General features: G+C 57.6%; 19 protein-coding genes. 6 read left to right on the plus strand and 13 right to left on the minus strand.

Going from position 1 to position 21115, the window contains the following annotated elements:
* Window positions 1-119 precede the first annotated feature (119 nt).
* From PG871_RS19690 to PG871_RS19715, 6 genes are all read left to right on the plus strand, one after another.
* On the plus strand, window positions 120-1007 hold the full coding sequence (locus PG871_RS19690) for an N-acetylmuramic acid 6-phosphate etherase (protein ID WP_270732859.1): 888 nt from the start codon (window positions 120-122) through the stop codon (window positions 1005-1007).
* A gap of 27 nt (window positions 1008-1034) precedes the next feature.
* Window positions 1035-2288 carry an ABC transporter substrate-binding protein gene (locus PG871_RS19695; RefSeq protein WP_270732864.1) on the plus strand — a complete coding sequence of 418 codons (1254 nt, stop codon included), beginning with the start codon at window positions 1035-1037 and terminating at the stop codon, window positions 2286-2288.
* Between the two features lie 67 nt (window positions 2289-2355).
* Complete coding sequence (locus tag PG871_RS19700) at window positions 2356-3270, plus strand: carbohydrate ABC transporter permease (RefSeq protein ID WP_270732867.1); 915 nt, start codon at window positions 2356-2358, stop codon at window positions 3268-3270.
* A gap of 10 nt (window positions 3271-3280) precedes the next feature.
* Window positions 3281-4120 (plus strand): carbohydrate ABC transporter permease, encoded by an 840-nt coding sequence (locus PG871_RS19705; RefSeq protein ID WP_270732869.1) that lies wholly within the window; start codon window positions 3281-3283, stop codon window positions 4118-4120.
* Window positions 4117-5148, plus strand: a complete 1032-nt coding sequence (locus PG871_RS19710) for a Gfo/Idh/MocA family protein (RefSeq protein ID WP_270732872.1) — start codon at window positions 4117-4119, stop codon at window positions 5146-5148. Before PG871_RS19705 ends, PG871_RS19710 begins: the two co-directional genes overlap by 4 nt.
* The gene (locus PG871_RS19715; protein ID WP_270732874.1) at window positions 5145-6140 is read left to right on the plus strand and encodes an ABC transporter ATP-binding protein; all 996 of its coding nucleotides are present in this window, start codon (window positions 5145-5147) and stop codon (window positions 6138-6140) included. Before PG871_RS19710 ends, PG871_RS19715 begins: the two co-directional genes overlap by 4 nt.
* Window positions 6141-6153: 13 nt before the next feature.
* Here PG871_RS19715 and PG871_RS19720 read toward each other — a convergent pair whose 3' ends face one another.
* The 13 genes from PG871_RS19720 to hpaD form a co-directional block, all read right to left on the minus strand.
* Window positions 6154-7029, minus strand: a complete 876-nt coding sequence (locus PG871_RS19720) for a formylglycine-generating enzyme family protein (RefSeq protein WP_270732877.1) — start codon at window positions 7027-7029, stop codon at window positions 6154-6156.
* A gap of 114 nt (window positions 7030-7143) precedes the next feature.
* The gene (locus PG871_RS19725; protein WP_270732880.1) at window positions 7144-8193 is read right to left on the minus strand and encodes an ABC transporter ATP-binding protein; all 1050 of its coding nucleotides are present in this window, start codon (window positions 8191-8193) and stop codon (window positions 7144-7146) included.
* Window positions 8193-9461, minus strand: coding sequence for an MGH1-like glycoside hydrolase domain-containing protein (locus PG871_RS19730; RefSeq protein WP_270732883.1), 1269 nt, complete (start codon window positions 9459-9461; stop codon window positions 8193-8195). The genes PG871_RS19725 and PG871_RS19730 overlap by 1 nt, the downstream gene beginning before the upstream one ends.
* Window positions 9458-10666: a carbohydrate ABC transporter permease gene (locus PG871_RS19735; RefSeq protein ID WP_270732885.1), complete on the minus strand. Its 1209-nt coding sequence runs from the start codon at window positions 10664-10666 to the stop codon at window positions 9458-9460. The genes PG871_RS19730 and PG871_RS19735 overlap by 4 nt, the downstream gene beginning before the upstream one ends.
* The gene (locus tag PG871_RS19740) at window positions 10663-11904 is read right to left on the minus strand and encodes a carbohydrate ABC transporter permease (RefSeq protein WP_270732888.1); all 1242 of its coding nucleotides are present in this window, start codon (window positions 11902-11904) and stop codon (window positions 10663-10665) included. The genes PG871_RS19735 and PG871_RS19740 overlap by 4 nt, the downstream gene beginning before the upstream one ends.
* 80 nt (window positions 11905-11984) lie before the next feature.
* A complete protein-coding gene (locus PG871_RS19745) occupies window positions 11985-13337 on the minus strand; it encodes an ABC transporter substrate-binding protein (protein WP_270732890.1) in 1353 nt (450 codons plus the stop codon).
* A 21-nt stretch (window positions 13338-13358) separates the two neighbouring features.
* On the minus strand, window positions 13359-14474 hold the full coding sequence (locus tag PG871_RS19750) for a LacI family DNA-binding transcriptional regulator (RefSeq protein ID WP_270732891.1): 1116 nt from the start codon (window positions 14472-14474) through the stop codon (window positions 13359-13361).
* Window positions 14475-14833: 359 nt separating this feature from the next.
* Window positions 14834-15607, minus strand: coding sequence for an HpcH/HpaI aldolase/citrate lyase family protein (locus tag PG871_RS19755; RefSeq protein WP_270732893.1), 774 nt, complete (start codon window positions 15605-15607; stop codon window positions 14834-14836).
* Between the two features lie 11 nt (window positions 15608-15618).
* Window positions 15619-16419: a 2-oxo-hept-4-ene-1,7-dioate hydratase gene (gene hpaH, locus PG871_RS19760; protein ID WP_270732896.1), complete on the minus strand. Its 801-nt coding sequence runs from the start codon at window positions 16417-16419 to the stop codon at window positions 15619-15621.
* Entirely contained in the window at window positions 16416-17270 is an 855-nt protein-coding gene (locus PG871_RS19765) for a fumarylacetoacetate hydrolase family protein (RefSeq protein ID WP_270732899.1), read from the minus strand. The genes hpaH and PG871_RS19765 overlap by 4 nt, the downstream gene beginning before the upstream one ends.
* The gene (locus tag PG871_RS19770; protein WP_270732902.1) at window positions 17267-18664 is read right to left on the minus strand and encodes a pyridoxal phosphate-dependent decarboxylase family protein; all 1398 of its coding nucleotides are present in this window, start codon (window positions 18662-18664) and stop codon (window positions 17267-17269) included. Before PG871_RS19770 ends, PG871_RS19765 begins: the two co-directional genes overlap by 4 nt.
* Window positions 18661-20130 carry an NAD-dependent succinate-semialdehyde dehydrogenase gene (locus PG871_RS19775; protein ID WP_270732905.1) on the minus strand — a complete coding sequence of 490 codons (1470 nt, stop codon included), beginning with the start codon at window positions 20128-20130 and terminating at the stop codon, window positions 18661-18663. Before PG871_RS19775 ends, PG871_RS19770 begins: the two co-directional genes overlap by 4 nt.
* Entirely contained in the window at window positions 20127-21110 is a 984-nt protein-coding gene (gene hpaD, locus PG871_RS19780) for a 3,4-dihydroxyphenylacetate 2,3-dioxygenase (RefSeq protein WP_270732907.1), read from the minus strand. Before hpaD ends, PG871_RS19775 begins: the two co-directional genes overlap by 4 nt.
* Window positions 21111-21115 lie beyond the last annotated feature (5 nt).

The following is a 21115-nucleotide window of genomic DNA, read 5'->3' on the forward strand; positions in this document are numbered from 1 at the left end:
GAACCCGAAAAACAAAACCTTTGCCTGCGCTTTTTGGTGAATTTGCCGGGTCCCGAACAAAATGGTAGACAAATGGTATCTAAAAGGTATTCTTGCCTGCAATCGAGAGGGGGAATCACGTGCCAGCAAAAGCCACAGAGAAAATCCATGCAAACGCCGAAGGGTTGGACGCCCGTCCGTTGGCGGAAGTGGCTGATATATTGGCAAAAGGTCAGGTTGAGGCCGCGCATGCCACCCTCCCTGCACGTATGGATATTGTCGCTGGCGGTGAGGCTATGGCGAGGACCATTCAGGCCGGTGGGACGCTGCATTATATTGCAGCTGGATCATCAGGATTGATGGCGGCCGCGGACGCGATGGAACTGGGCGGGACATTCTCTATTCCGGTGGATCAAATTCGGATTCACATGGCAGGCGGTCTACCGCAAAGCGCTGAAATGCCAGGTGATACCGAAGACGACACGGAGACACTGACGGATGCTCTTTCAGATCTTGCACCAAGGGACGCTGTGATAGCTGTGTCCGCCAGCGGTACGACACCTTACACACTGGCGGCGCAACGCATTGCACAAAACGCCGGGGCCACCGTTATCGGCATTGCCAACAACGCGGGTTCGGAGCTCTTGGCGAAGGCTGACATCGCGATCTGTCTGGAAACCCCGCCGGAAGTACTCTCTGGCTCGACCCGCATGGGGGCGGGGACGGCGCAAAAAATCGCACTCAATATGATGTCGACGCTGATGGCGGTGAACCTTGGCCACGTGCACGATGGATTGATGGTCAATCTGCGGGCTGACAACATCAAGCTGCGTGATCGCGCGAAGACCATCGTGAAAACCATCGCCGGATGTGCTGACGATACAGCCGTCGCGGCCCTGCAATCTACAGATGGCAGCGTAAAATCCGCGGTTCTTTGTGCTGCCGGAGAGATTCCGCCGGATCGTGCCGGACGCCTTTTGGATGAGGCGGGCGGCAATCTGCGCAAGGCTCTTAACGCACTGACTTAAAACTAAAATCAACCCTGGGAGGATACTATGACACGCAACATTTTAAAGATGGCACTGGCCAGCACGGCGCTGGTTGCCTCGACGGCTTATGCCGACGACGTCACGCTGATCATCGAAAGCTGGCGCAACGACGACCTTGCCTTGTGGCAGGAGAAGATCATTCCTGCGTTTGAAGCGGAAAACCCTGGCATCAAAGTGAAGTTTACGCCGTCTGCGCCTGCGGAATACAACGCCGTTCTCAACTCCAAACTGGAAGCAGGATCTGCCGGTGATTTGATCACCTGTCGCCCGTTTGACGCGTCGCTGGCGCTTTATGACGCTGGCCACCTGAGCGATCTGAGCGACATGGAAGCGATGGGCAATTTCTCGGATGTGGCGAAATCTGCTTGGCAGACCGATGATGGGTCTGCGAGTTTCTGTGTGCCGATGGCCTCGGTGATCCACGGCTTCATCTACAACAAGGACGCCTTTGCGGAATTGGGCCTTGAGGTGCCACAGACCGAAGCCGAGTTCTTTGCCGCGCTTGACGCGTTCAAGGAAGAGGGCAGCTACATCCCGATGGCAATGGGCACCAACGATCAGTGGGAAGCGGCCACGATGGGGTACAACAACATCGGCCCGAACTATTGGAAAGGCGAAGAAGGCCGTCGCGCATTGATCGCGGGTGAGCAGAAGTTGACCGACGCACAATGGGTTGCGCCTTATGCGACGCTGGCCAAATGGAGCGCGTATCTGGGGGATGGCTATGAAGCACAGACTTATCCTGACAGCCAGAACCTGTTCACGTTGGGCCGCGCGGCGGTTTATCCGGCAGGCAGCTGGGAAGTCTCTGGTTTCAACAACCTTGCCGACTTTGAGATGGGGGCATTCAAGCCGCCGGTCATGAACGCGGGCGACACGTGCTATATCTCGGATCACACGGACATTGGCATCGGCATGAACGCTGCCAGCGCGAACCCCGAGGCGGCACGCACATTCCTTGCATGGGTCGGTAGCTCCGAGTTTGCGACGATCTTTGCGAACGCTTTGCCGGGCTTCTATCCGTTGTCCAACGCACCGGTAGAAATTGAAGACCCGCTGGCCAAGGATTTCATCAGCTGGCGTGACGAGTGTGAGAGCACCATTCGCTCCACCTACCAGATCCTGTCGCGTGGCACGCCAAACCTTGAGAACGACACTTGGGGTGCATCTGTTGCCGCCATCAAAGGCACCGAAACGCCCGAAGCACTGGGCGCCAAGCTGCAAGACGGTCTTGCCAGCTGGTATGCCCCGCAACAGTAATTCTCCCTGCTGTTGCTGACCTCCGGGCGGCCACGTGTCGCCCGGTTCCTTAAGGAGCTTCTCACTCATGCAACCCCGACGCATCAGATGGCATATCGTTGTGTTTCTGGCCCCTGCGGTGCTGGTTTACACGGCGGTGATGATCTTTCCGCTTTTCAACACGCTGCGGCTGGCACTTTATAGCCGGATAGACCAGGAGCGGATTTTTGTGGGGCTGGAGAACTTCCGTACCCTGTTTTTTGACCCGTTTTGGGCCGAGCAATTCTGGAATGCGCTTGGCAACAATTTCTGGTTTTTCATTGTGCATATGCTGGTGCAAAACCCGATTGGCGTGGCCTTGGCTGCGATCCTCAGCCACCCGCGTCTCCGGTTTGCCGCGCTTTATCGGTCTGCCATTTTTATTCCCACGATACTTAGCTTCGTGATCGTTGGCTTTGCGTGGAAACTAATCCTTTCGCCGATCTGGGGCATTGCACCTTCGATGTTGGATATGGTCGGCCTGAAGTCGCTGTTTGCACCTTGGCTTGGCAAAGAAGAATACGCATTGACGACCCTTGCGATGGTGTCAGTTTGGCAATTTGTCGGGATCCCGATGATGCTGATCTATGCCGCGCTGCTGACCATTCCGGAAGAAATACTGGAAGCCGGCGAGATCGATGGCATCACAGGGTTCGCCGCGTTTTGGAAGATCAAGTTGCCGCTCATACTGCCCTCGATTGGCATCATTTCGATCCTGACGTTTGTTGGCAACTTTAACGCCTTTGACTTGATTTACACCACGCAAGGCGCGTTGGCAGGACCGGATTTCTCTACCGATATTCTTGGCACGTTCATGTATCGCACCTTCTTTGGGTTCCAGCTGCAACTGGGGGATCCACACATGGGATCCGCAATCGCGAGCGCGATGTTTGCGATCATTCTGGTCGGGGTTTGTATTTATCTATTCGGCATCCAGACCCGGATGCGCCGGTATCAGATGTGAGGGTTTGGAAATGAACAAAGCACGCTCAAACCCGCTGAACGCGGCGGCCATGCACGCCGCACTGATCCTTTACACCTTGATTGCGCTGTTTCCGGTTTTTGTAATCCTGATCAACAGCTTCAAAACACGCAAAGCGATCTTTCGTGAGCCGCTTGCCTTGCCAAATGCCGACAGCTTCTCGCTCATCGGCTACGAGACTGTTCTGAAGCAGGGGGATTTTTTCCTCTACTTCCAAAACAGTTTCATCGTCACAGTGGCGTCGTTGTTCTTCATTTTGCTGTTTGGTGCGATGGCGGCTTTTGCGCTGAGTGAATACCGTTTCAAAGGCAACACGCTTATGGGGCTGTATCTTGCGCTTGGCATTATGATCCCGATCCGTATCGGCACCGTTGCGATCCTAGAGATGATGGTCGCCACAGGGTTGGTGAATACGCTCTGGGCGCTGATCCTCGTTTATACGGCACAGGGTTTACCGTTGGCGGTCTTCATCTTGTCGGAGTTCATGCGTGGGGTGTCAGACGATCTTAAGAATGCGGGTCGGATCGACGGGCTTTCGGAATACGCAATTTTCTTCAAGCTGGCGTTGCCGCTGGTGCGGCCTGCGATGGCGACCGTGGCGGTCTTCAACATGATCCCAATCTGGAACGATCTTTGGTTCCCGCTGATCCTAGCGCCTGCTGAGGAGGTTAAAACCCTGACATTGGGCAGTCAGGTCTTTATCGGGCAGTTCGTAACCAACTGGAATGCGGTGCTGTCGGCGCTGTCTATGGCGATTATTCCAGTGTTGATCCTCTATGTAATCTTCTCGCGTCAGCTGATCCGGGGCATCACGTCGGGAGCCGTCAAATGACCCGCGTATTGATTGCAGGATTGGGAAATATGGGGCTGAGCCATGCGCTTGCCCACCACCATCACGCTGGTGCCGAAATCGTCGGGCTTGTGAACCGGTCGGGCGAAGTGGCAGATGAGGATCTGGCGGGATATCCGGTGTTTACCGATTTTGACGAGGCACTTGCCAAAGCGAAGCCGGACCTTGTGGTGATCGCGACATATTCGGACAGTCATGCCGATTACGCTGTGGCCGCGATGGAAGCGGGCGCGCATGTGTTTGTTGAAAAACCACTGGCGACCACGGTGGCTGATGCTCAGCGCGTGGCGCGCACGGCCACTCAGCTAAATCGAAAGCTCGTGGTGGGATACATTTTGCGCCATCACCCGAGTTGGGTGCGCCTGATCGAAGAGGCCCGCAATCTCGGCGGTCCGTATGTCTTTCGCATGAACCTGAACCAGCAGAGTGCGGGTGCTGAGTGGGAGACACACAAGGCGCTGATGCAAACCACCGCTCCGATTGTGGATTGCGGCGTACACTACGTCGATGTTTGGTGCCAGATCACCGATGCCAAACCCGTCAGCGTAAATGGAATGGGCCTACGTCTGTCGGATGAGATTGCCGAGGACATGTACAACTACGGCCAGTTTCAGGTGACCTTTGATGACGGCTCGGTTGGGTGGTACGAGGCCGGCTGGGGGCCGATGATGTCGGAGACTGCGTTCTTTGTGAAAGACGTGATCTCGCCCAATGGGTCGGTCTCAATCACCGAGGCAGACAAGAGCGGATCGTCGGATGTGGATGGCCACACAAAGGTCGGAGGCTTGCTGGTGCACAGGCCCGACGTGGATCGGGTGATCGAATTGCCGGGTGAGCCTGGCCATCAGGAGCTGTGTGATGCCGAGCAGGCCTATATTCTGCGTGCCATTGAAGAAGACATAGACCTTACCCGCCATATGCAGGACGCCGTGCAATCGCTGGCCATTTGTCTGGCCGCGGATGAAAGCGTTCGAACCGGAAAACCTATCAATCTGGAGGCGACCCAATGACGGCGCTGACCCTGAAAAACGTGAACAAGTCCTTTGGCGATGTCCACGTCCTAAAAGACATCAATATTGACATTGAAGATGGCGAGTTCGTGGTCTTTGTCGGCCCGTCAGGGTGTGGCAAGTCCACGCTGTTGCGGGTGATTGCAGGGCTTGAGGATGCAAGTTCGGGCGAGGTCCGGATTGGTGACGATCTGGTCAACACAACGCCGCCATCCAAGCGTGGTATCGCGATGGTGTTTCAGTCCTATGCGCTTTATCCGCATCTGAATGTGCGTAAGAACATGACGCTTGCGCTGAAGCAGGAAAAGCAGCCCAAAACGGTGATTGATGAGCGCGTGGCCGAAGCCAGCCGGATGCTGGATCTGGAAGGATATCTGGACCGATATCCGTCAGAATTGTCCGGTGGTCAGCGCCAGCGCGTCGCCATCGGGCGGGCGATCGTGCGCCATCCAAAGCTGTTCCTGTTTGATGAACCCCTGTCCAACCTTGATGCGGCTTTGCGGATGAATACACGGATCGAAATTGCCAACCTGCACGCGCAGCTGAGTGCCTCAATGATCTACGTAACACATGACCAGACCGAAGCGATGACGCTGGCGGATAAGATCGTGGTTTTGCGGGACGGGCGGGTCGAGCAGGTCGGGTCCCCCATGGAACTATATAACAACCCCGCAAACCAGTTTGTCGCCGGGTTCCTTGGATCGCCTGCAATGAACTTTTTGCCGGCCGACCAAGTCGGGGAGAGCGGAGACCACATTGTTGGCATTCGCCCCGAGGACCTCGTGGTTGAAGGCGATGGTCCCTTGCAAGCCCAAGTGCGTCACGTCGAGGAGTTGGGGGGCGACACCAATATCGTGGCAGACCTATCCGGCACCTCGGTGACCATTCGCCAGTTTGGTCAATTTGCAGTGCGACCGGGGGAAACGGTATCACTCGCCGCTCCAGAAAGCCGGCGCTACCGCTTTGATGGCGCAGGGCAGCGCATAGGCTAATGGCGGCTGATCATCAGGCGGGCCAAACCACGCGAAACCCGTGATGTGTTGTGGCACTGTCCGGCGATGTTCCGGACCGGGCCGCAATCCTGTAGCGGTAGCAATACGACTTGTGGCACAAAAACGAGCCGCCTTTGCTCAGCTTGTAGCCTTTCATCCCTGCAAGGCGCTGACGCACGTGTTTCTTGAGAGACTTGATGCGGTAGGCATCTGCGGTCCATTCCCAGACGTTGCCGGCCATATTGTAAAGCCCATAGTCGTTGGGGTCGTAGAACTGTGCAGGCGCGGTGGTGGCGAACCCGTCTTTGGCCGTATTGACCTGCGGGAAGCGCCCTTGCCAGATATTGCAGGGCTGAAAGTCAGTGTCGTTGGGTTCCTGATCGCCCCAAGGAAATTTCACGTCACCTTTGCCACCGCGAGCGGCATGTTCCCATTCTGCTTCGGTTGGGAGACGTCCGCCCACCCATTCGGCATAAGCGCGCGCGTCGTTCCACGAAACTTGGACCACGGGATGATCTTCGTGCCAATGATCGCCCATTGTGTCGGGCCCGTTGAGATCACGCCAGTTGGAACCATCGACACGACGCCACCACTCAACATCAACCACACCCTGTGTCGCCCCGACCTTATCGGGGACTTGTGCCCAAAACACGAAGGACCACCCGAAGGTTTCGGCCTCGGTGACATAGCCGGTTGCATCGACAAACGCCTTGAACTCGGCGTTGGTCACGCATGTCGCGCCGATCCGAAAAGGTTTGATCTGCGTTTTGCGGATGGGATCTTCGCCGTCATCCGGAATTTGGGGCGTGCGCGTTCCGATAAGAGACGCTCCGCCGGGAATGAGAACCGCGTTGGCTGCGGGTCGAAGGGCAGATGCACCGGCCAACATTTGAGGTGGGCTGGATTTTGGTAAGTCCCCTCGTGGAGGGATGCAGCAGCTTTTGGATTTGGATGCCTCAGACATGCCGCACCTTATGATCGGGCCTTGGCGTTGCCAAGTCGTTCAGCGTACTGCCAATCCGTCTTTATCAAAGAAATGAAGGCGCTCGGCAGGGAAGACCAAGCCAACTCTCTCGCCCGGCTTCAGCTCGGTTTCACCTGACACACGTGCCGTCATCTGGCCGAGCGGACCGCAGTCAAGGATCACAAAACAATCGGCGCCCAGATACTCGACCACGTCGATTGTTCCGTCCAGTGCACCTTCGCCCACGGCGCCGATCTGCATGTGTTCGGGCCGGATGCCGAGGTGAACGGCGTCGTGGTCTCCGTGGTAGGCCCCGCCGCGTCCGCTGTTTAGGTGGTACGTGCCGGCTTTGGCTTTGCAGGGAATGACGTTCATTTTCGGTGATCCAATGAATTGGGCCACAAACAGATTTGCCGGACGCTCATAAAGTTCGCGCGGGGGGCCGACCTGAGCGATTTTGCCGAACTCCAGCACCACAATCTTGTCGGCAAGTGTCATCGCTTCGACCTGATCATGGGTCACGTAAATCATTGTTGCGCCAAGAGATTGATGAAGCTTGGCAATTTCGTAGCGCATTTCGACGCGTAAGGCGGCGTCGAGGTTTGAGAGCGGTTCGTCAAATAGAAAGGCTGTCGGGTCGCGCACAATCGAGCGCCCGATGGCGACACGTTGGCGTTGTCCGCCAGACAGGTCTTTGGGGCGACGATCCAAGTACTGTTCAAGTTTCAGAACGCTGGCCGCGTGGTTCACCTTAGCGTCGATTTCGGACTTTGGTGCACCGGCGACCTTAAGGGAAAACCCCATGTTTTCCCCAACGCTCATATGCGGATAGAGCGCGTAGCTTTGAAAAACCATGGTCAGCCCGCGCCGCGCGGGTGGCTCTGGAGTGACATCGCGATCGTCGATCAGAATGGCGCCGCGCGAGGTTTCTTCTAGGCCACCTATCATCCGAAGCAGGGTAGACTTGCCGCAGCCAGAGGGGCCGACAAAGATGACGAACTCGCCGTCTTCGACGTCGAGGTCCACGCCTTTGATAACTTGAACATCGCCAAACCATTTTTCGACGGCTTTCAGTTTGATCGCACCCATTATGAGGCTCCTTTCGGTCGAGTTGGCGAGGTCCAGCCCAGCCAGACTGCGGCGGTCCATGTGAAGGTGCCGCCGCCCGCCGCGTGTCCTGTTAGCGGGTCAAAGTATTCAGCAAACCCGTGATCCCTAATGAGCTCACCGGTGGTTTTGCGCAGCGCCTCGGCGCGGTCTGTATGTCCGCATTCTTCAAGTCCGAGACCGATGAGCGCATTCATGATCCCCCAAGTCGGGCCCCGCCAGTAGCGTTTGGCGTCAAAGCGGTCAGAGCTGGGGTCGTGGCTGGGCACCGGATATTTACAGATCGAAGTGATGCGATCGTACTGCGCGACCATTCCGGGATGGTCTATTCCGGCATACCAATTCAGAAACGAGGCGTTGGAGACGCAGCCGGCCCATTTGCCGGACCGCACGTCCCTAGCGTCATAACACGCAAGATCGGGGTTCCAGAGCGTTTCGGCGCCAGCCTCAAGCTCTTGAATCGCGACGTCGATGCTGCTGACATCTTCGCCAAGGGCCCGCCCCAGCGCGGCCAGATCTCTCTGGGCTCTGAGCAGCGTGAAAGTCATTGTAGGGTCAGCGACACGGAAGGGGTTCTCTTCAAGTAGTGCGGCTTCGTCCCAGTTGAGCCTCCGCCCAAGTTGGACCAGCCAAATGTACCTGTCGTAGTCGTATTTCGTGGGCCGCATCGCCGGATCGACATGCGAGGTGTCGCGGCGCGTGTAGTCGCCGACACCAACGGGATCAATTCCGGCCATTGCCCCGTCCCAGTCAGGTGTATTGTCACGGCCTGCTTCCCATGGGTGGGTGATGCACACAGCCCCCTGATCCAGACGCCAATCCATAAACCATTGATGCCATGCCTTAAGTCTAGGAAAAATCCGTGCCAAGGCCTCGCGGCTCGCGTCCGGGTCGATGTCGTAAACACGGCGTGCGAAGCTCGCGGCAACGGGTGGTTGGCTGATCCCGGATGACGGAACCGGTCCGACGCCTCCCCAGACGTCAGGGCCGGGGAAATAACCGGGGTCGGGGCGATGGAACAGGATGTGAGGCACCATGCCGTTGTCCCACTGGCCGGTGAGCAACGTTTCGATCTCGACCCAAGCCCGCGCAACATCAAACGTTGCAAACCCCCATGCTGCAAAGGCGCTGTCCCAGTTCCATTGGTAAGGATAAAGACCAGCGGTCGGAACGGTGTAGCCGCCGCGATCGTTGCCGCGCAAAATCGCGCGGGCTTGCTCATCCATTGTTGGGGTCATTTGGTTGGTCATCCTTTCACGCTCCCTGCGGTAAGGCCTTTGGTCATGAATTTCTCCAACCCGAGGAACAAAACCATGACGGGCAGGGTTGCGATGACCGCACCGGCCATCAAATGTTCTCGGGGGATCTCTGAGCTGTTCAGCATGGACACGCCGCGCGTCAGGGTGAATTTCGAAGGGTCATCCAGCAGCATGAAGGCCAATAGGAACTCATTCCAAGCAATCATGAAGACATAGAGGCTCACCGAGGCGAGAGCAGGCAGGGCCAGCGGCAAGGTGATTTTCCAGATGACTTGCAGGCGGGTCAGCCCGTCCATCAGGCCGGCCTCTTCCACTTCCGGCGGGATGCCCCGGAAATAACCTTGCAACATATAGAGGGCTACGGGGATCGTCGTGACCGGGTAGATCAGGATAAGGCCAATAACCGTATTGCGCAGACCCGTTACAGAGAAGGCAATGTAGATCGGCAGCGCCAATACAATCATCGGCACCATGTAAATCAGCAGGATGGAGCGCGAGAAGGCCTTTTGCCCGCGAAAGCGCAACCGCGCAACGGCATAGGCGCCGGGGATCGAGAAGGCGAGGGTGATCGCGACGGTCAAAACCGAGACATAGGCGCTGGTCCACAAATATGTGCCGAAATTGAAATCTCGGAACAGCTCTTCGTAGCTGCGAAATAGGGCCCAGCCTTTGTCGAGATCAAGCGAGAAATCGAGTGGGTTTTGCAAGAGCGCTGATTGCGATTTCAGCGATGTCATCACCATCACGTAGAAAGGGATCACAACGATGGCGGTGAAAAAAATGTATCCAAATCCGGTCAGGAACCGGATCCATGCTTCTTCTGTTTCGTGTCGGGTCATGGCGCCGGCCGGTGCCTTATCCATGATGACCACCATCGACCAGCCCATCGCGAGCGCCAACGTCAAAGCTGCGATGACTTCTGATAGGAACGTGCTTTCCATGGCCATCGGGCCAAAACCCGAAACCGTGAAGACAAAGACCAGGCCTGCAATTGAGGCGATCTTGACCAACTTGTTTAACGGCCGCGTGGCGGAAAACCCTGACAAAGCGCCAATGCCAAGCGCGCTGACCGGCATGGGGCGAAATGGGTTGCCGGTGGCAAAGGACATCGTGATCGAGATGCTTGTGGCCAAGATAAAGAGCCACAACGCTCCGATAAGAGGTCCGCTGACGAAGCCAAAACGCAGGAGTTTCATAACCCTTCCTCCCGGCTGATAAATTTGAAAAAGAAGAAGCTAAACGCCAGCAAGCAGCCGAAAATTACGACGGCGACGGCTGCGCCAGCGCCGATGTTGGAAATTGCGAAGGCTTGTTCATAGACGTTCACGGTCAGGGTGCGGGTTCCCGCGTTGCCGCCCGTCAAAAGGAAAATGTCGTCGAACTTGTTGAAGGTCCAGATGAAGCGCAGCAGGAAAAGCACTGACAGAATGCCAAGCAGCATCGGCAGGCTCAGGTACCAGAATTTCTGGAACGGAGACGCGCCATCCATGTCGGCGGCCTCATACATATCAGTGTCGATGGATTGCATGCGGGCAAGGATGAACAGGAAGCTGAGCGGGAAGTAGCGCCAGATTTCAAACACAGTGACCATGATCAACGCAAGCGGGCGTTGGCCGAAGAAGTTGATGGCCTCGCTGGTCACGCCCATTTGCAGCAACAGCGCGTTTGCAGAGCCTGAAAACGGGTCGAACAGGTTAACCCACGTGAAGGCCACAGCGATCACCGGCGCGACATAGGGGAAAAGGTACAAACCACGTAGGATGCCTTGGCCACGGAAGCTTTTGTTCAACAGCAAGGCCGCGAACAACCCAAAAAGCAATGCGCCGATAGTGCCGAAGACTGTGTAGAAAATGGTGGTCCACATCACGGTCCAGAACTCGTCGCCATCAAAGACTTTGGCAAAGTTGTCCAACGTGAATTCTGTGTTGGTCAGGATCGAGTCCGCGGTGCCACGTACCACAGGCTCAGAGCCTTCTGCGGCCTCTTCGGCGGCGTCTTTGTCCACGCCTGTCGCCAATTCAACGGGCACGCGCAGGCGCTCGTTGTAGCCCGGTTCCAGCGTGCCAAGAACGCAGTTAAAGTCGGCTTTTTCCAATGTGCATCCGGTTGGCAAGTCCCCAGAAACAATCAGACTTTCGGGCCAAGTGTCATAGATGGTGACATCTGTGATTTCAGTGTCCTGACTTGAGTTGCGGAGCCGATATTCAACCCGCATCTTGTCGTCAGAGCCTCGCAGGCTTTCGCGCAAAATCGGTGCGGGTGGCCGCAAGTCAGCCAGTCCGATGGGTTTGAAGCTGATCCAGAAGATTGCAAGCAACGGCAAGATCACAACCAGGGACACGATGGTGATTGTTGGCAGCAACAAAGACCACGCCAGGCGCGCCTCGCGTCTTGCCAGCGGGCCGCGACCTTTTGGGGGGACTGAAACGCTCATGGCGCCCTCCGGTCAGCAAAAAAGTGAGAAAATGTGCCCGCCCCGGGGTCAAACTCCGGGGCAGGCGAGGGGAGGTTCCGTTAGTCGATTGCGGCGAGCTGCTCGTTCATGGCAGCGACCGCAGCGGCGGCGTCAATTTCGCCATCGATGTACTGACGCACCACGCGGTTGATGACCTGACTGTTGATCATCTTGGACGCGAGACCCAGTTGGCCTTCGGCGACGCCCCAGCGCTGCGCGACATCCAGACCACCGACGATTTCATCAATCATCGCCTGATCGTAAAGCTCACCGAGTGGCGCTTTGCGGTCAACACCGACGGGCAGTTTGGCCCAAGCTTCGGAGAACTTTGCTGGTTCATCCGCTGTGCCGCGACGCACGGGAAATTTACCCTCGGGCGCAATGGAAAGCGTTTGCGTGTAGCCGTCGTCCATCGAGAACTTCACAAAATCCATCGCCAGATCGGTGTCCGCGTCGTTGGTAATGCCGAAGTAACGCACATCACCCCAAGCGGCCCCGTCCGGGTTCGAAGGACCGGAGAAGTTGGTCACAATGCCGGTTTTGGATGCCAGCTCGGACGATGTAGGATCATCGCTGATTGTGGGTGGGGCACTGTCACGCAGGCCCGCCAGTTCGTCGAGGATGAAGGGCGACCAAATAATCATCGCCGCCTTGCCTGCAAAGTAGAGCTCGCGGGATTGCTGCCAATAAAGTTCACCCGGAGGGGACGCTTTTGCGATGGCCTTGTAGAAGTCGAGCACTTCTGTTGTTGCGGCCAGATCAAGGTCGGCGGCGCCGTCTGCATCAACTGGCGACACACCGTTGGCAAGGAAGACATGCTCCAAGACTTGGGACATGAAGTTTTCGTCGACTTTGGTTGCAGCCACGAAGCCATACATTTCCGGCGGGTTGTGCAGCGCCTCAAGTGCCGCAACTACGTTGGCATACGATGTCGGCGGCTCAAGCCCCGCCTCGGCAAACTTGTCGGCGCGGTAGACAAGCATCTGTGTCCAGCCATCCACCGGAACCGAGGCAACGCCGCCTTCAACCGCAGCCATAGCCAGTGGTCCGGGTGCAAAAGTGCCTTCTCCCAGCGTCTCAACAACTTCGCTCGCAGCTTCGGCATCCAAAATGCCGGCTTCCGTCCATGGCAGCGCGTATTGCAGAGGGTGGTAGATCACATCGGGCAGATCACCTGCGGCAAATGCGGCGGTGGCGCGTGTTCCAAGATCGGATTCCGAGACCGGAATCACCTCAACGGAGGTTCCTGTGGAGGCCTCAAACTTGCTGGCCATGTCTTGTTGTTTGGCGAGGCGGTCAGGCTGTTCTTCGGTTGTCCAGAACCGGATTGTGTCGGCACTTACTGCCCCGGACGCGAGCACAAGCGCAAGCGCTGCGCTGGTTAAGAGTTTGGTCTTTCTCTGAAATGTCATTTCGGTTCCTCCCATTGGACATCAGATAAGTGAATTAGTTTTGAGGCGCAGCGCCAAATCTGCGGACGACAAGCGCGGAGGGCGATCGGACCCTCGTTCCACCAACGTTGCCGGAGCCAATTCGCGCAGGTCCTCCGGCGCTGTGCCGCGTATGCGTTTAATCAGCAATCTGGCGAGGCGCTCACCGGCTTGGCGGCTGTTGACCGCAAAAGTGGTCAATCCCGGATCTGCGTAGGCGCCCTCGGGCAATCCGTCGTAAGCAATTATTGAAATGTCTTCACCAATGCGCAGGCCGAGATCCCGCGCCGTGCGGTAGGCGCCAAGTGCGGCGCGGTCGACGGCGAACGTGAACGCCGTGGGGGGCTCGGGCAGGGACAATAGCGCGCGGACGGAGGCGTCTCCATCCCGTCCTGTCAAAGCGGGCGCGCCGACGAGATCGGGATCAAAGACAAGCCCGGCGGCGTCCAGACCCGCGCGATAGCCTTCGATGCGGAGCTTTGAGTATGTGTATTCCTGACCGCCGGGAACGTGGGCAATCCGTGTGTGGCCAAGGCTGATAAGGCGGGCTGTTGCGGCCCGCATGGCGTCCTCGCCTTTGATGTCATACCAAGCGCAGTCCGTTGGATCCTCGGTTCGGCCAAACATGATGAATGGGATGTTTTGGGCGCGCAGGGTTTCGACCCGCCGATCCCGAAGGAGGGTTCTTGGCAGAATAAAGCCGTCTGCTTTGTGTTCATCGACCAGTCTCGACAGGGTTTCGCGTACACCCTTTTCGCTCTCGGCGGTAGCGATCGTGATCGTCCAGTTTTCCTCACTGGCGGCCTGCGTCACGCCGGCGATGAAATTTGCAAGAAAAGGGCGGGCGCCGTCGTCGGCGTCGATCTGCAAAACGAGGCCAAGGGATCGTACACGACCGGTGCGGATGGCCTGAGCATGGGCGAGCGGGCGATAGCCGAGACGCTCAGCAGCGCGGCTGATACGGAGGCGGGTGGCCTCGGCGATGTCGGGGTATCCATTGAGTGCGCGGCTGACTGTACTTTTGGTCACGCCAAGGTCGTCCGCAACATCCGAGATCGTGACGCGGCTGCGCCCCGCGACCTGCTTTTTCGCAGCTATGGATGTGTGACCATTGCGCAATTTTCATCCTCCCTAACACCACACAAAATCCTCGAAACCGGTTTCGGCAAGGGATTTTTTAAAAAATCGTGTTTTCGCGACTGCCCAACCGGCCGACTTTCCGTAACGGAGGACTTTGCAAGCGTAGACGGAGGAGGGGCGTTGGACAGGGGAAATTGAGCGCTCTGAGCCGCTCGTCCGAGGTGAATTCAAGTGGGGATGAAACCCCGAGGCTACATAGGGTTTCAGGGTAGAAACAAAGTCGCACTCACCAATGTCTGGTTGTGAATTGCGAGCCAAATTCGCGGCTTATGTAGGATACGAATAACTGGAGAATGGGCTATAGGATTGTGGTGCAGTTTTCTGGATTACCAGCCCGGTTACACGAGCGATTTTGCGGCCGCGGAGGCTGTGCGCATACCGCGAGCAAACAGCGTCACGTCGATCTCCGTGGCGATGAAGGTTGCGCCGAGCTTGCGACAGGCTTGTTGCAAATCTTTGTCCAAGGTGAGGATGCCAGCAGCTTTGCCAGCGGCAACGATGCGCTCAATAGCGTCCAAAACGACGGCTTTGACCTCGGCCTCTCCGGGTTGTCCGATGAAACCCATGTCCGCGGCCAAATCAGAGGGACCGACGAACACACCGTCAACTCCGTTAACGGCAAGAATGTCGTCCAGTGCGTCGATGCCTTTCTGATTTTCGACTTGGGCGAGCAAACAAATTTCCTGACGGGCGGTTGTCAGGTAGTCGCCAATTGCAGAGAATTCGGAGGCGCGGGCCAAGGCCGAGCCTACGCCACGAATGCCGTGCGGTGGATAGGTCACCGCGTCGACCAGATCTTGTGCTTGCGCACCGCTTTCGACCATCGGGATAAGAAGCGACTGGGCACCGGCATCGAGAAGTTGTTTGATAATCCACGCTTCGCCGATGGGTGGGCGCACAACGGCGTGTGTGTCGCGCCCTGCGATCACTTGCAGTTGCGCGGTGATGGATCGCAGATCGTTGGGTGCGTGTTCGCCGTCGATCAGCAGCCAGTCAAATCCCGCACCTGCGCTGATTTCGGCGATGTACGGATCGGCGAGGCCAAGCCAACAGCCGAGTTGCAGTTCGCCCTTTGAGAGCGCGTGTTTGAACGGATTGTGCGGTGCAGGCATAGTGGTGTCCTTTAGGCAAACGCGATGTCGACGGTGCCAAAAGATCCGAAATCTGCGTGGATTTTGGCACCTGACGGGCATTCAATCGGGCGGATAAAGCTGCCGGACAGGATGATCTGACCGGGGTCGATGGTTTGACCGTATTGCGCCATGCGGCGGGCGAGCCAGACCACGCTTTCGATAGGATCGTTCAGCACACCTGCGCCCAACCCGGTTTCCTCGACCTCTCCATTGCGCGAGGTGATGGCGCCAACCCAGCGTAAATCAAACGCATCGACCGCGTGGCGTTCCGAACCAAGCACAACACCGGCGTTTGCGGCGTTGTCGCTGATGGTGTCAAAGACGGTGCGTGTTTTGCCGGTTTCGGCGTCCATGCGCACGATGCGTGTGTCTAGGATTTCGATCGAGGGCGCGACATAGTCTGTTGCCGCCACAACATCGTCGCGGGTGACGTTGGCCCCTCCGATGGATGATTTCATCACAAAGGCGATTTCGGCCTCGATGCGAGGTTGAATGAATCGGCCTTTTGGGACAGACGCACCGTGGGAAAACACCATGTCGTCAAACAGGATGCCGCTGTCTGGGATGTCGATGTTGAGCGCGTATTGCATGGCCTTGGACGTCAGCCCGATCTTCCAACCGACCACTGGTCGTCCTTGTGCCAGCTTGGCGCGGTAGATCGCGTTCTGGATCGCGTAGGCGTCGTCCATTCCCATGTCGGGGTGACGCTTGGTGAGCAGGCCGATCTGTTCGCCGGTAGCCTCTGCACGAAGCAAATCATCAGCGGCGCGGGCGTGATCTTCGGGGGTCATTGGGCTTCGTCCTCCACAGTGTTGCGCAGGGTGCCGATGCCGTTCACCACAACCTCAACCACATCTCCGGGTTTGAGGAACTGTGGAGGGTCAAGGCGTGCGCCAGACCCTGTTGGCGTGCCCGTGACGATGATGTCGCCGGGGTGCAGCGTCATGAAGGTCGAGATGTATTCGATCTCCCGCCGTATCGGGTGCATCATGCGCGACAGAACATCGTCCTGACGGACCTCGCCGTTCACGCGGGTGATAATGCGGGCGTCGTCAAGTTGGGCGACATCGGTGAAGGGCACAAGCCACGGGCCGATAGAGCCGGAATTGTCCCAGTTCTTGCCTTGGGTCACGTTGAACTTTGCGTGGCGGACCCAGTCGCGAATGGTGCCTTCGTTACAAAGTGTCAGCGCGGCGATGTGGTCATAGGCGTCTGCCTGCGCGATACGGCGCCCACCTTTGCCGATCACAATCGCGACCTCGCCTTCGTAGTCCAGTTGCGGACTCTCGGGCGGGCGGATCAGCGGGCGATTGTGGCCCGTGAAACCCGATGCAAAGCGCGGAAAGAGCGACATGAATTTCGGTTGTTCGCTGCCGTCTTTGTATTCGGCGTTGCGGTCTGGGAAGTTTACACCGACGCACAGGATACGCGGCGCGTTGGGCAGCACCATTTCATAGTGAAAATCAGTGTGTGTTGCGGCTTTGTCTCCGGCGGCTTCGGTAAGTGCTGACAGGCCGCCAGCCTGCACCGCATCCAGCAAAGTGGGCCACTGGGGAAAGGCGTCGTTGAGGGCAATCATGCCATTGTCAGTCACCGCCCCGTAGAAGGTTTCATTTGCGCTGGAATAGGTTGCGAATTTCACTTGATGCTCTCCCAAATGTCTTGCGTGACGGTGGCGACTGCCATCACGTCGTCGCGTTTTGTGTCGAACTGACCAACCTGAACCCGAATGATCTTGCGCCCCTGAAAGGCGCCTTGGGTCAAATAGATCCGCCCATCATCGTTGATCGCGTCCACCAATCGCTGCTGCGTGGCGTCATCGCCCGGGCAGCGGAAAGAAAACAGGCTGAGAACAGGGTCTGTTGTGATTTCGAACCCGTCGATTTGTCGGATCACCTCACAAAGCTCATGCGCCCACTGGACGTGATTTCGAATGCGGGTTTGCAGCCCAGTCAGACCGTAGGAGCGGATCAGGAACCACAGTTTGAGCGCTCGGAAACGGCGACCCAGAGGTATTGTCCACTCGGAATAATTTGTGACGGCTGCGCCTGTAGTTTTGAGGTATTCCGGCTCAATCTTGAGCGTGTTGAGCTGCGGCGTCGCATCGCGCAGAAACTGGATGGAGCAATCAAATTGCGCACCGAGCCATTTGTGCGGGTTGAAGACGATGCTGTCGAAGGCGTCGACATCTTGCCAGAATTCCTCACGGATTTCGGGGCAGATCATGGCGGAGCCTGCCCACGCCGCATCAAGGTGTGTGTAAAGATCGTGGGCCTTTGCGACCTTGATAATCGATGGCAGGTCGTCACAGCCGCCAACACCAGTGCCGCCCGTAATCGCGATGATCCCGGCGGGTGTGTGGCCGGCGGCGATATCGGCCTTGATCGCAGCATCCAACGCGTCGGCGTCCATACCGTGCCGCGGGCCAGTCCCCGAAATTTTGACCAGATTTTCCTGACCGATGCCGGAAACCCAGCAGGCGCGATCAATAGAGGAGTGCACCTGATCGGAGCAGTAGACGCGCAAGTGGCCTTTGCCAGACATACCTTCGCGGTTGCCTGTGAATCCGGTGGCGCGTTCGCGCATGGTCAGCACAGCAGACAGGGTGGCGGAGGACGCGCTGTCCTGAATGACGCCGGTGAAGTGGTCCGCAAGCCCCAAAGCTTGTCGCATCCAGTCCACCATCAGCCCCTCGACTTCGGTCGCGGCCGGTGAGGTTTGCCACAACATACATTGCGCGGCGACGGTGTTGACCAACTGTTCTGCCAGCATCGAGGGAGGGGCTGCATTGGCAGGAAAATACGCAAAGAAACGCGGGTGCTGCCAATGGGTCATGCCTGGCATGACGATGTCCTCAAAATCCTGAAGGATGGCTTTCATGTCTTCTGGCTGGTCGGGCGGTGACGCAGGCAACTGTGCGGCGATGTCACCCGGTTTTGTTTGAGCGCGAACGGGCCGATCGCCCAGCGTCTTGTGATACTGCGCGCCCCAGTCGGCGATGTGTTTGCTCCATCCGGCGAAGTCGTCCCAATTCATACGTTTTCCCCTTCGATGCCGCCCATGCAGATGTATTTGAGTTCTAGAAAATCATCGAGACCTTGCCGTGCACCTTCGCGCCCGAGACCTGAGGATTTGACGCCACCAAACGGCGCCTCGGCGGTCGAGACGTGGCCGGTGTTGACGCCAACCATGCCATATTCAAGCGCTTCGGACACGCGCCAGACACGCGAGATGTCGCGACTGAAGAAGTAAGATGCGAGGCCGAATTCGGTGGCGTTTGCTGCAGCAATTGCCTCGGCTTCAGTGTCGAACTTAAAGAGGGGTGCCACAGGGCCAAAGGTTTCTTCGGTGGCCAGGGCCATGTCCGAGGTTACGCCGGTAAGAATGGTTGGCTCAAAAAATGTTCTGCCCAGTTTATGGGGTTCACCGCCAAGAGTGACGGCCGCGCCTTTGGCGACAGCGTCCGCAATGTGGCTGCTGACTTTGGTAACCGCAGCCTGGTTGATCAGGGGGCCAAAGATCACGCCATCCTCGGTTCCGTTGCCAACTGGAAGGGTCGCGATTTTGGCGGCAAGTTTTTCGGCGAAGGTGTCGTAGACGCCCGCCTGAACATAAATTCGATTGGCGCAGACGCAGGTTTGGCCGTTGTTGCGGAATTTTGAAAGGATCGCGCCTTCGACGGCGGCGTCCAGATCCGCGTCGTCAAAGACGATGAACGGCGCGTTGCCGCCCAGCTCAAGGCCCAGCTTTTTGATGGTTGGCGCGCATTGCTCATAAAGCTTGGCTCCGACGCCGGTTGAGCCGGTAAACGTCAGCTTGCGCACGACCGGGCTGCTTGTCAGCACGCCTCCGATTGTCGCGGCGTCTCCAGTGATCACCGAGAACAGGCCGTCGGGCAGGCCTGCCTCTTGCGCAAGGACGGCCAGCGCGATGGCTGAGAACGGCGTGAGTTCGGAAGGTTTGAGCACCATGGCACAACCGGCGGCAAAGGCGGGCGCGGCCTTGCGCGTGATCATCGCGTTGGGAAAGTTCCACGGCGTGATTGCGGCGGTGACGCCAATGGGCTGTTTTATGCACAAGATGCGTTTGTCCGGCGCGCTTGAGGGCGTGACATCGCCATAGGCGCGGCGGGCTTCCTCGGAGAACCATTCGATAAAGGACGCGCCGTAGGCGATCTCACCGCTGGCCTCGGCCAAAGGCTTGCCTTGCTCAGCGGTCAGGATCGCGGCCAGATCGGCTTGGTTGTCCATCATCAGGTCAAACCAGCGGCGGAGGATATTGCTGCGTTCTTTGGCCGTGCGTTTGGCCCAAGCGGCTTGTGCATGTTGTGCAGCCTTGATTGCCTCTTGGGTCTCGGCGGCGCCAAGATTAGGAACATGTCCCACCACGGCCCCCGTAGCGGGGTTGGTGACGGCGATGCCGGACCCGTTGGCGTTGATCCAGCGCGTGCCAACAAGGGCGGCCTCTCGCAGAAGAGCGGGGTTTTTCAGAGTGAGTGTCATGGGGCGATGATTGGGCTTGCCTGAATTGTGGAGTCTTTGGTGTCGACGCCGACAAATGTTGTGCCGTGCTTGAACCAGCTTTCGGGTGCTGCGGCCCCCCAAAGGGTTTGGCGCTGCGGGTCCTGAAGATCCCATTTGATCGGCTCGTGATCGGAGTCGACGGTTTGATAATCTGAACAGTAAATCTCGATACGGTGGCCATCGGGGTCGAGGATGTAGAGAAAGAAGGCATTCGAGATGCCGTGCCGTCCGGGGCCGCGTTCGATGTTGCCGACGTAGCCAGTTGTCGACATCAAATCGAGCAGGTCGATGATGTTCAGCGGGGTCGGCACCCAAAACGCCACATGGTGCAACCGCGGGCCGGTGCCATTGGTGAAGGCCATGTCATGCACGCCGCCTTTGCGGTGTAGCCATGCAGCCCAGAGTTTCTTGCTGTCCTCATCTTCGGTGTATTCCGTCACGCGGAAGCCGAAGTCGGAATAAAACTCCACGGAGGCATCCACGTCGTGGCTGAAGCAGTTGAAGTGGTCGATCCGCAGCGGTTTGACCCCGCGATAAAGCGCGTATTTCTGGTGGATCGGCGCGAGCCGGTCCATTTTGTGATAAAACTCCAGCGGGATGCCCATGTTGTCGGATGTCAGCAACGTTCTGCCTTGAAAGGCGCGTTCCACCCACTGCGTCGGGCGGCCTTTAGCTTTGAAATATGCCTCGGCACGGTCCAGATCATCCTCGTCAAAGGTTTTGAACCCCATGACTTCGACGGTGCCCGGCTGATCCGACTTTTGCAGGATCACACAATGGTGGCCGCGCTCTTCCATGGCGCGCAGGTAGATGTGGGTGGCGTCTTCGTCGGTAACCTGAAGGCCGAGAATTTCAGTGTAGAACTTGCGCGACGCGGCGAGGTCTTTGACGTTCAGACACACGTGACTCAGCCGGATCGTGTTGAAATCGGGATAGAGGTTGGGTGCGGGGACGGGCATCAGGG

Origin of the sequence: Shimia sp. Alg240-R146 (assembly GCF_947331465.1) — a bacterium.
Taxonomy (GTDB): domain Bacteria; phylum Pseudomonadota; class Alphaproteobacteria; order Rhodobacterales; family Rhodobacteraceae; genus Shimia.

Bases quoted from the DNA above. Each gene is read 5' to 3' on its own strand.
- PG871_RS19695 (WP_270732864.1), top strand. From the start codon at position 1,035: ATGACACGCAACATTTTAAAGATGGCACTGGCCAGCACGGCGCTGGTT.
- PG871_RS19700 (WP_270732867.1), top strand. From the start codon at position 2,356: ATGCAACCCCGACGCATCAGATGGCATATCGTTGTGTTTCTGGCCCCT.
- PG871_RS19705 (WP_270732869.1), top strand. From the start codon at position 3,281: ATGAACAAAGCACGCTCAAACCCGCTGAACGCGGCGGCCATGCACGCC.
- PG871_RS19710 (WP_270732872.1), top strand. From the start codon at position 4,117: ATGACCCGCGTATTGATTGCAGGATTGGGAAATATGGGGCTGAGCCAT.
- PG871_RS19715 (WP_270732874.1), top strand. From the start codon at position 5,145: ATGACGGCGCTGACCCTGAAAAACGTGAACAAGTCCTTTGGCGATGTC.
- PG871_RS19720 (WP_270732877.1), bottom strand. From the start codon at position 7,029: ATGTTGGCCGGTGCATCTGCCCTTCGACCCGCAGCCAACGCGGTTCTC.
- PG871_RS19725 (WP_270732880.1), bottom strand. From the start codon at position 8,193: ATGGGTGCGATCAAACTGAAAGCCGTCGAAAAATGGTTTGGCGATGTT.
- PG871_RS19730 (WP_270732883.1), bottom strand. From the start codon at position 9,461: ATGACCAACCAAATGACCCCAACAATGGATGAGCAAGCCCGCGCGATT.
- PG871_RS19735 (WP_270732885.1), bottom strand. From the start codon at position 10,666: ATGAAACTCCTGCGTTTTGGCTTCGTCAGCGGACCTCTTATCGGAGCG.
- PG871_RS19740 (WP_270732888.1), bottom strand. From the start codon at position 11,904: ATGAGCGTTTCAGTCCCCCCAAAAGGTCGCGGCCCGCTGGCAAGACGC.
- PG871_RS19745 (WP_270732890.1), bottom strand. From the start codon at position 13,337: ATGACATTTCAGAGAAAGACCAAACTCTTAACCAGCGCAGCGCTTGCG.
- PG871_RS19755 (WP_270732893.1), bottom strand. From the start codon at position 15,607: ATGCCTGCACCGCACAATCCGTTCAAACACGCGCTCTCAAAGGGCGAA.
- hpaH (WP_270732896.1), bottom strand. From the start codon at position 16,419: ATGACCCCCGAAGATCACGCCCGCGCCGCTGATGATTTGCTTCGTGCA.
- PG871_RS19770 (WP_270732902.1), bottom strand. From the start codon at position 18,664: ATGAATTGGGACGACTTCGCCGGATGGAGCAAACACATCGCCGACTGG.
- PG871_RS19775 (WP_270732905.1), bottom strand. From the start codon at position 20,130: ATGACACTCACTCTGAAAAACCCCGCTCTTCTGCGAGAGGCCGCCCTT.
- hpaD (WP_270732907.1), bottom strand. From the start codon at position 21,110: ATGCCCGTCCCCGCACCCAACCTCTATCCCGATTTCAACACGATCCGG.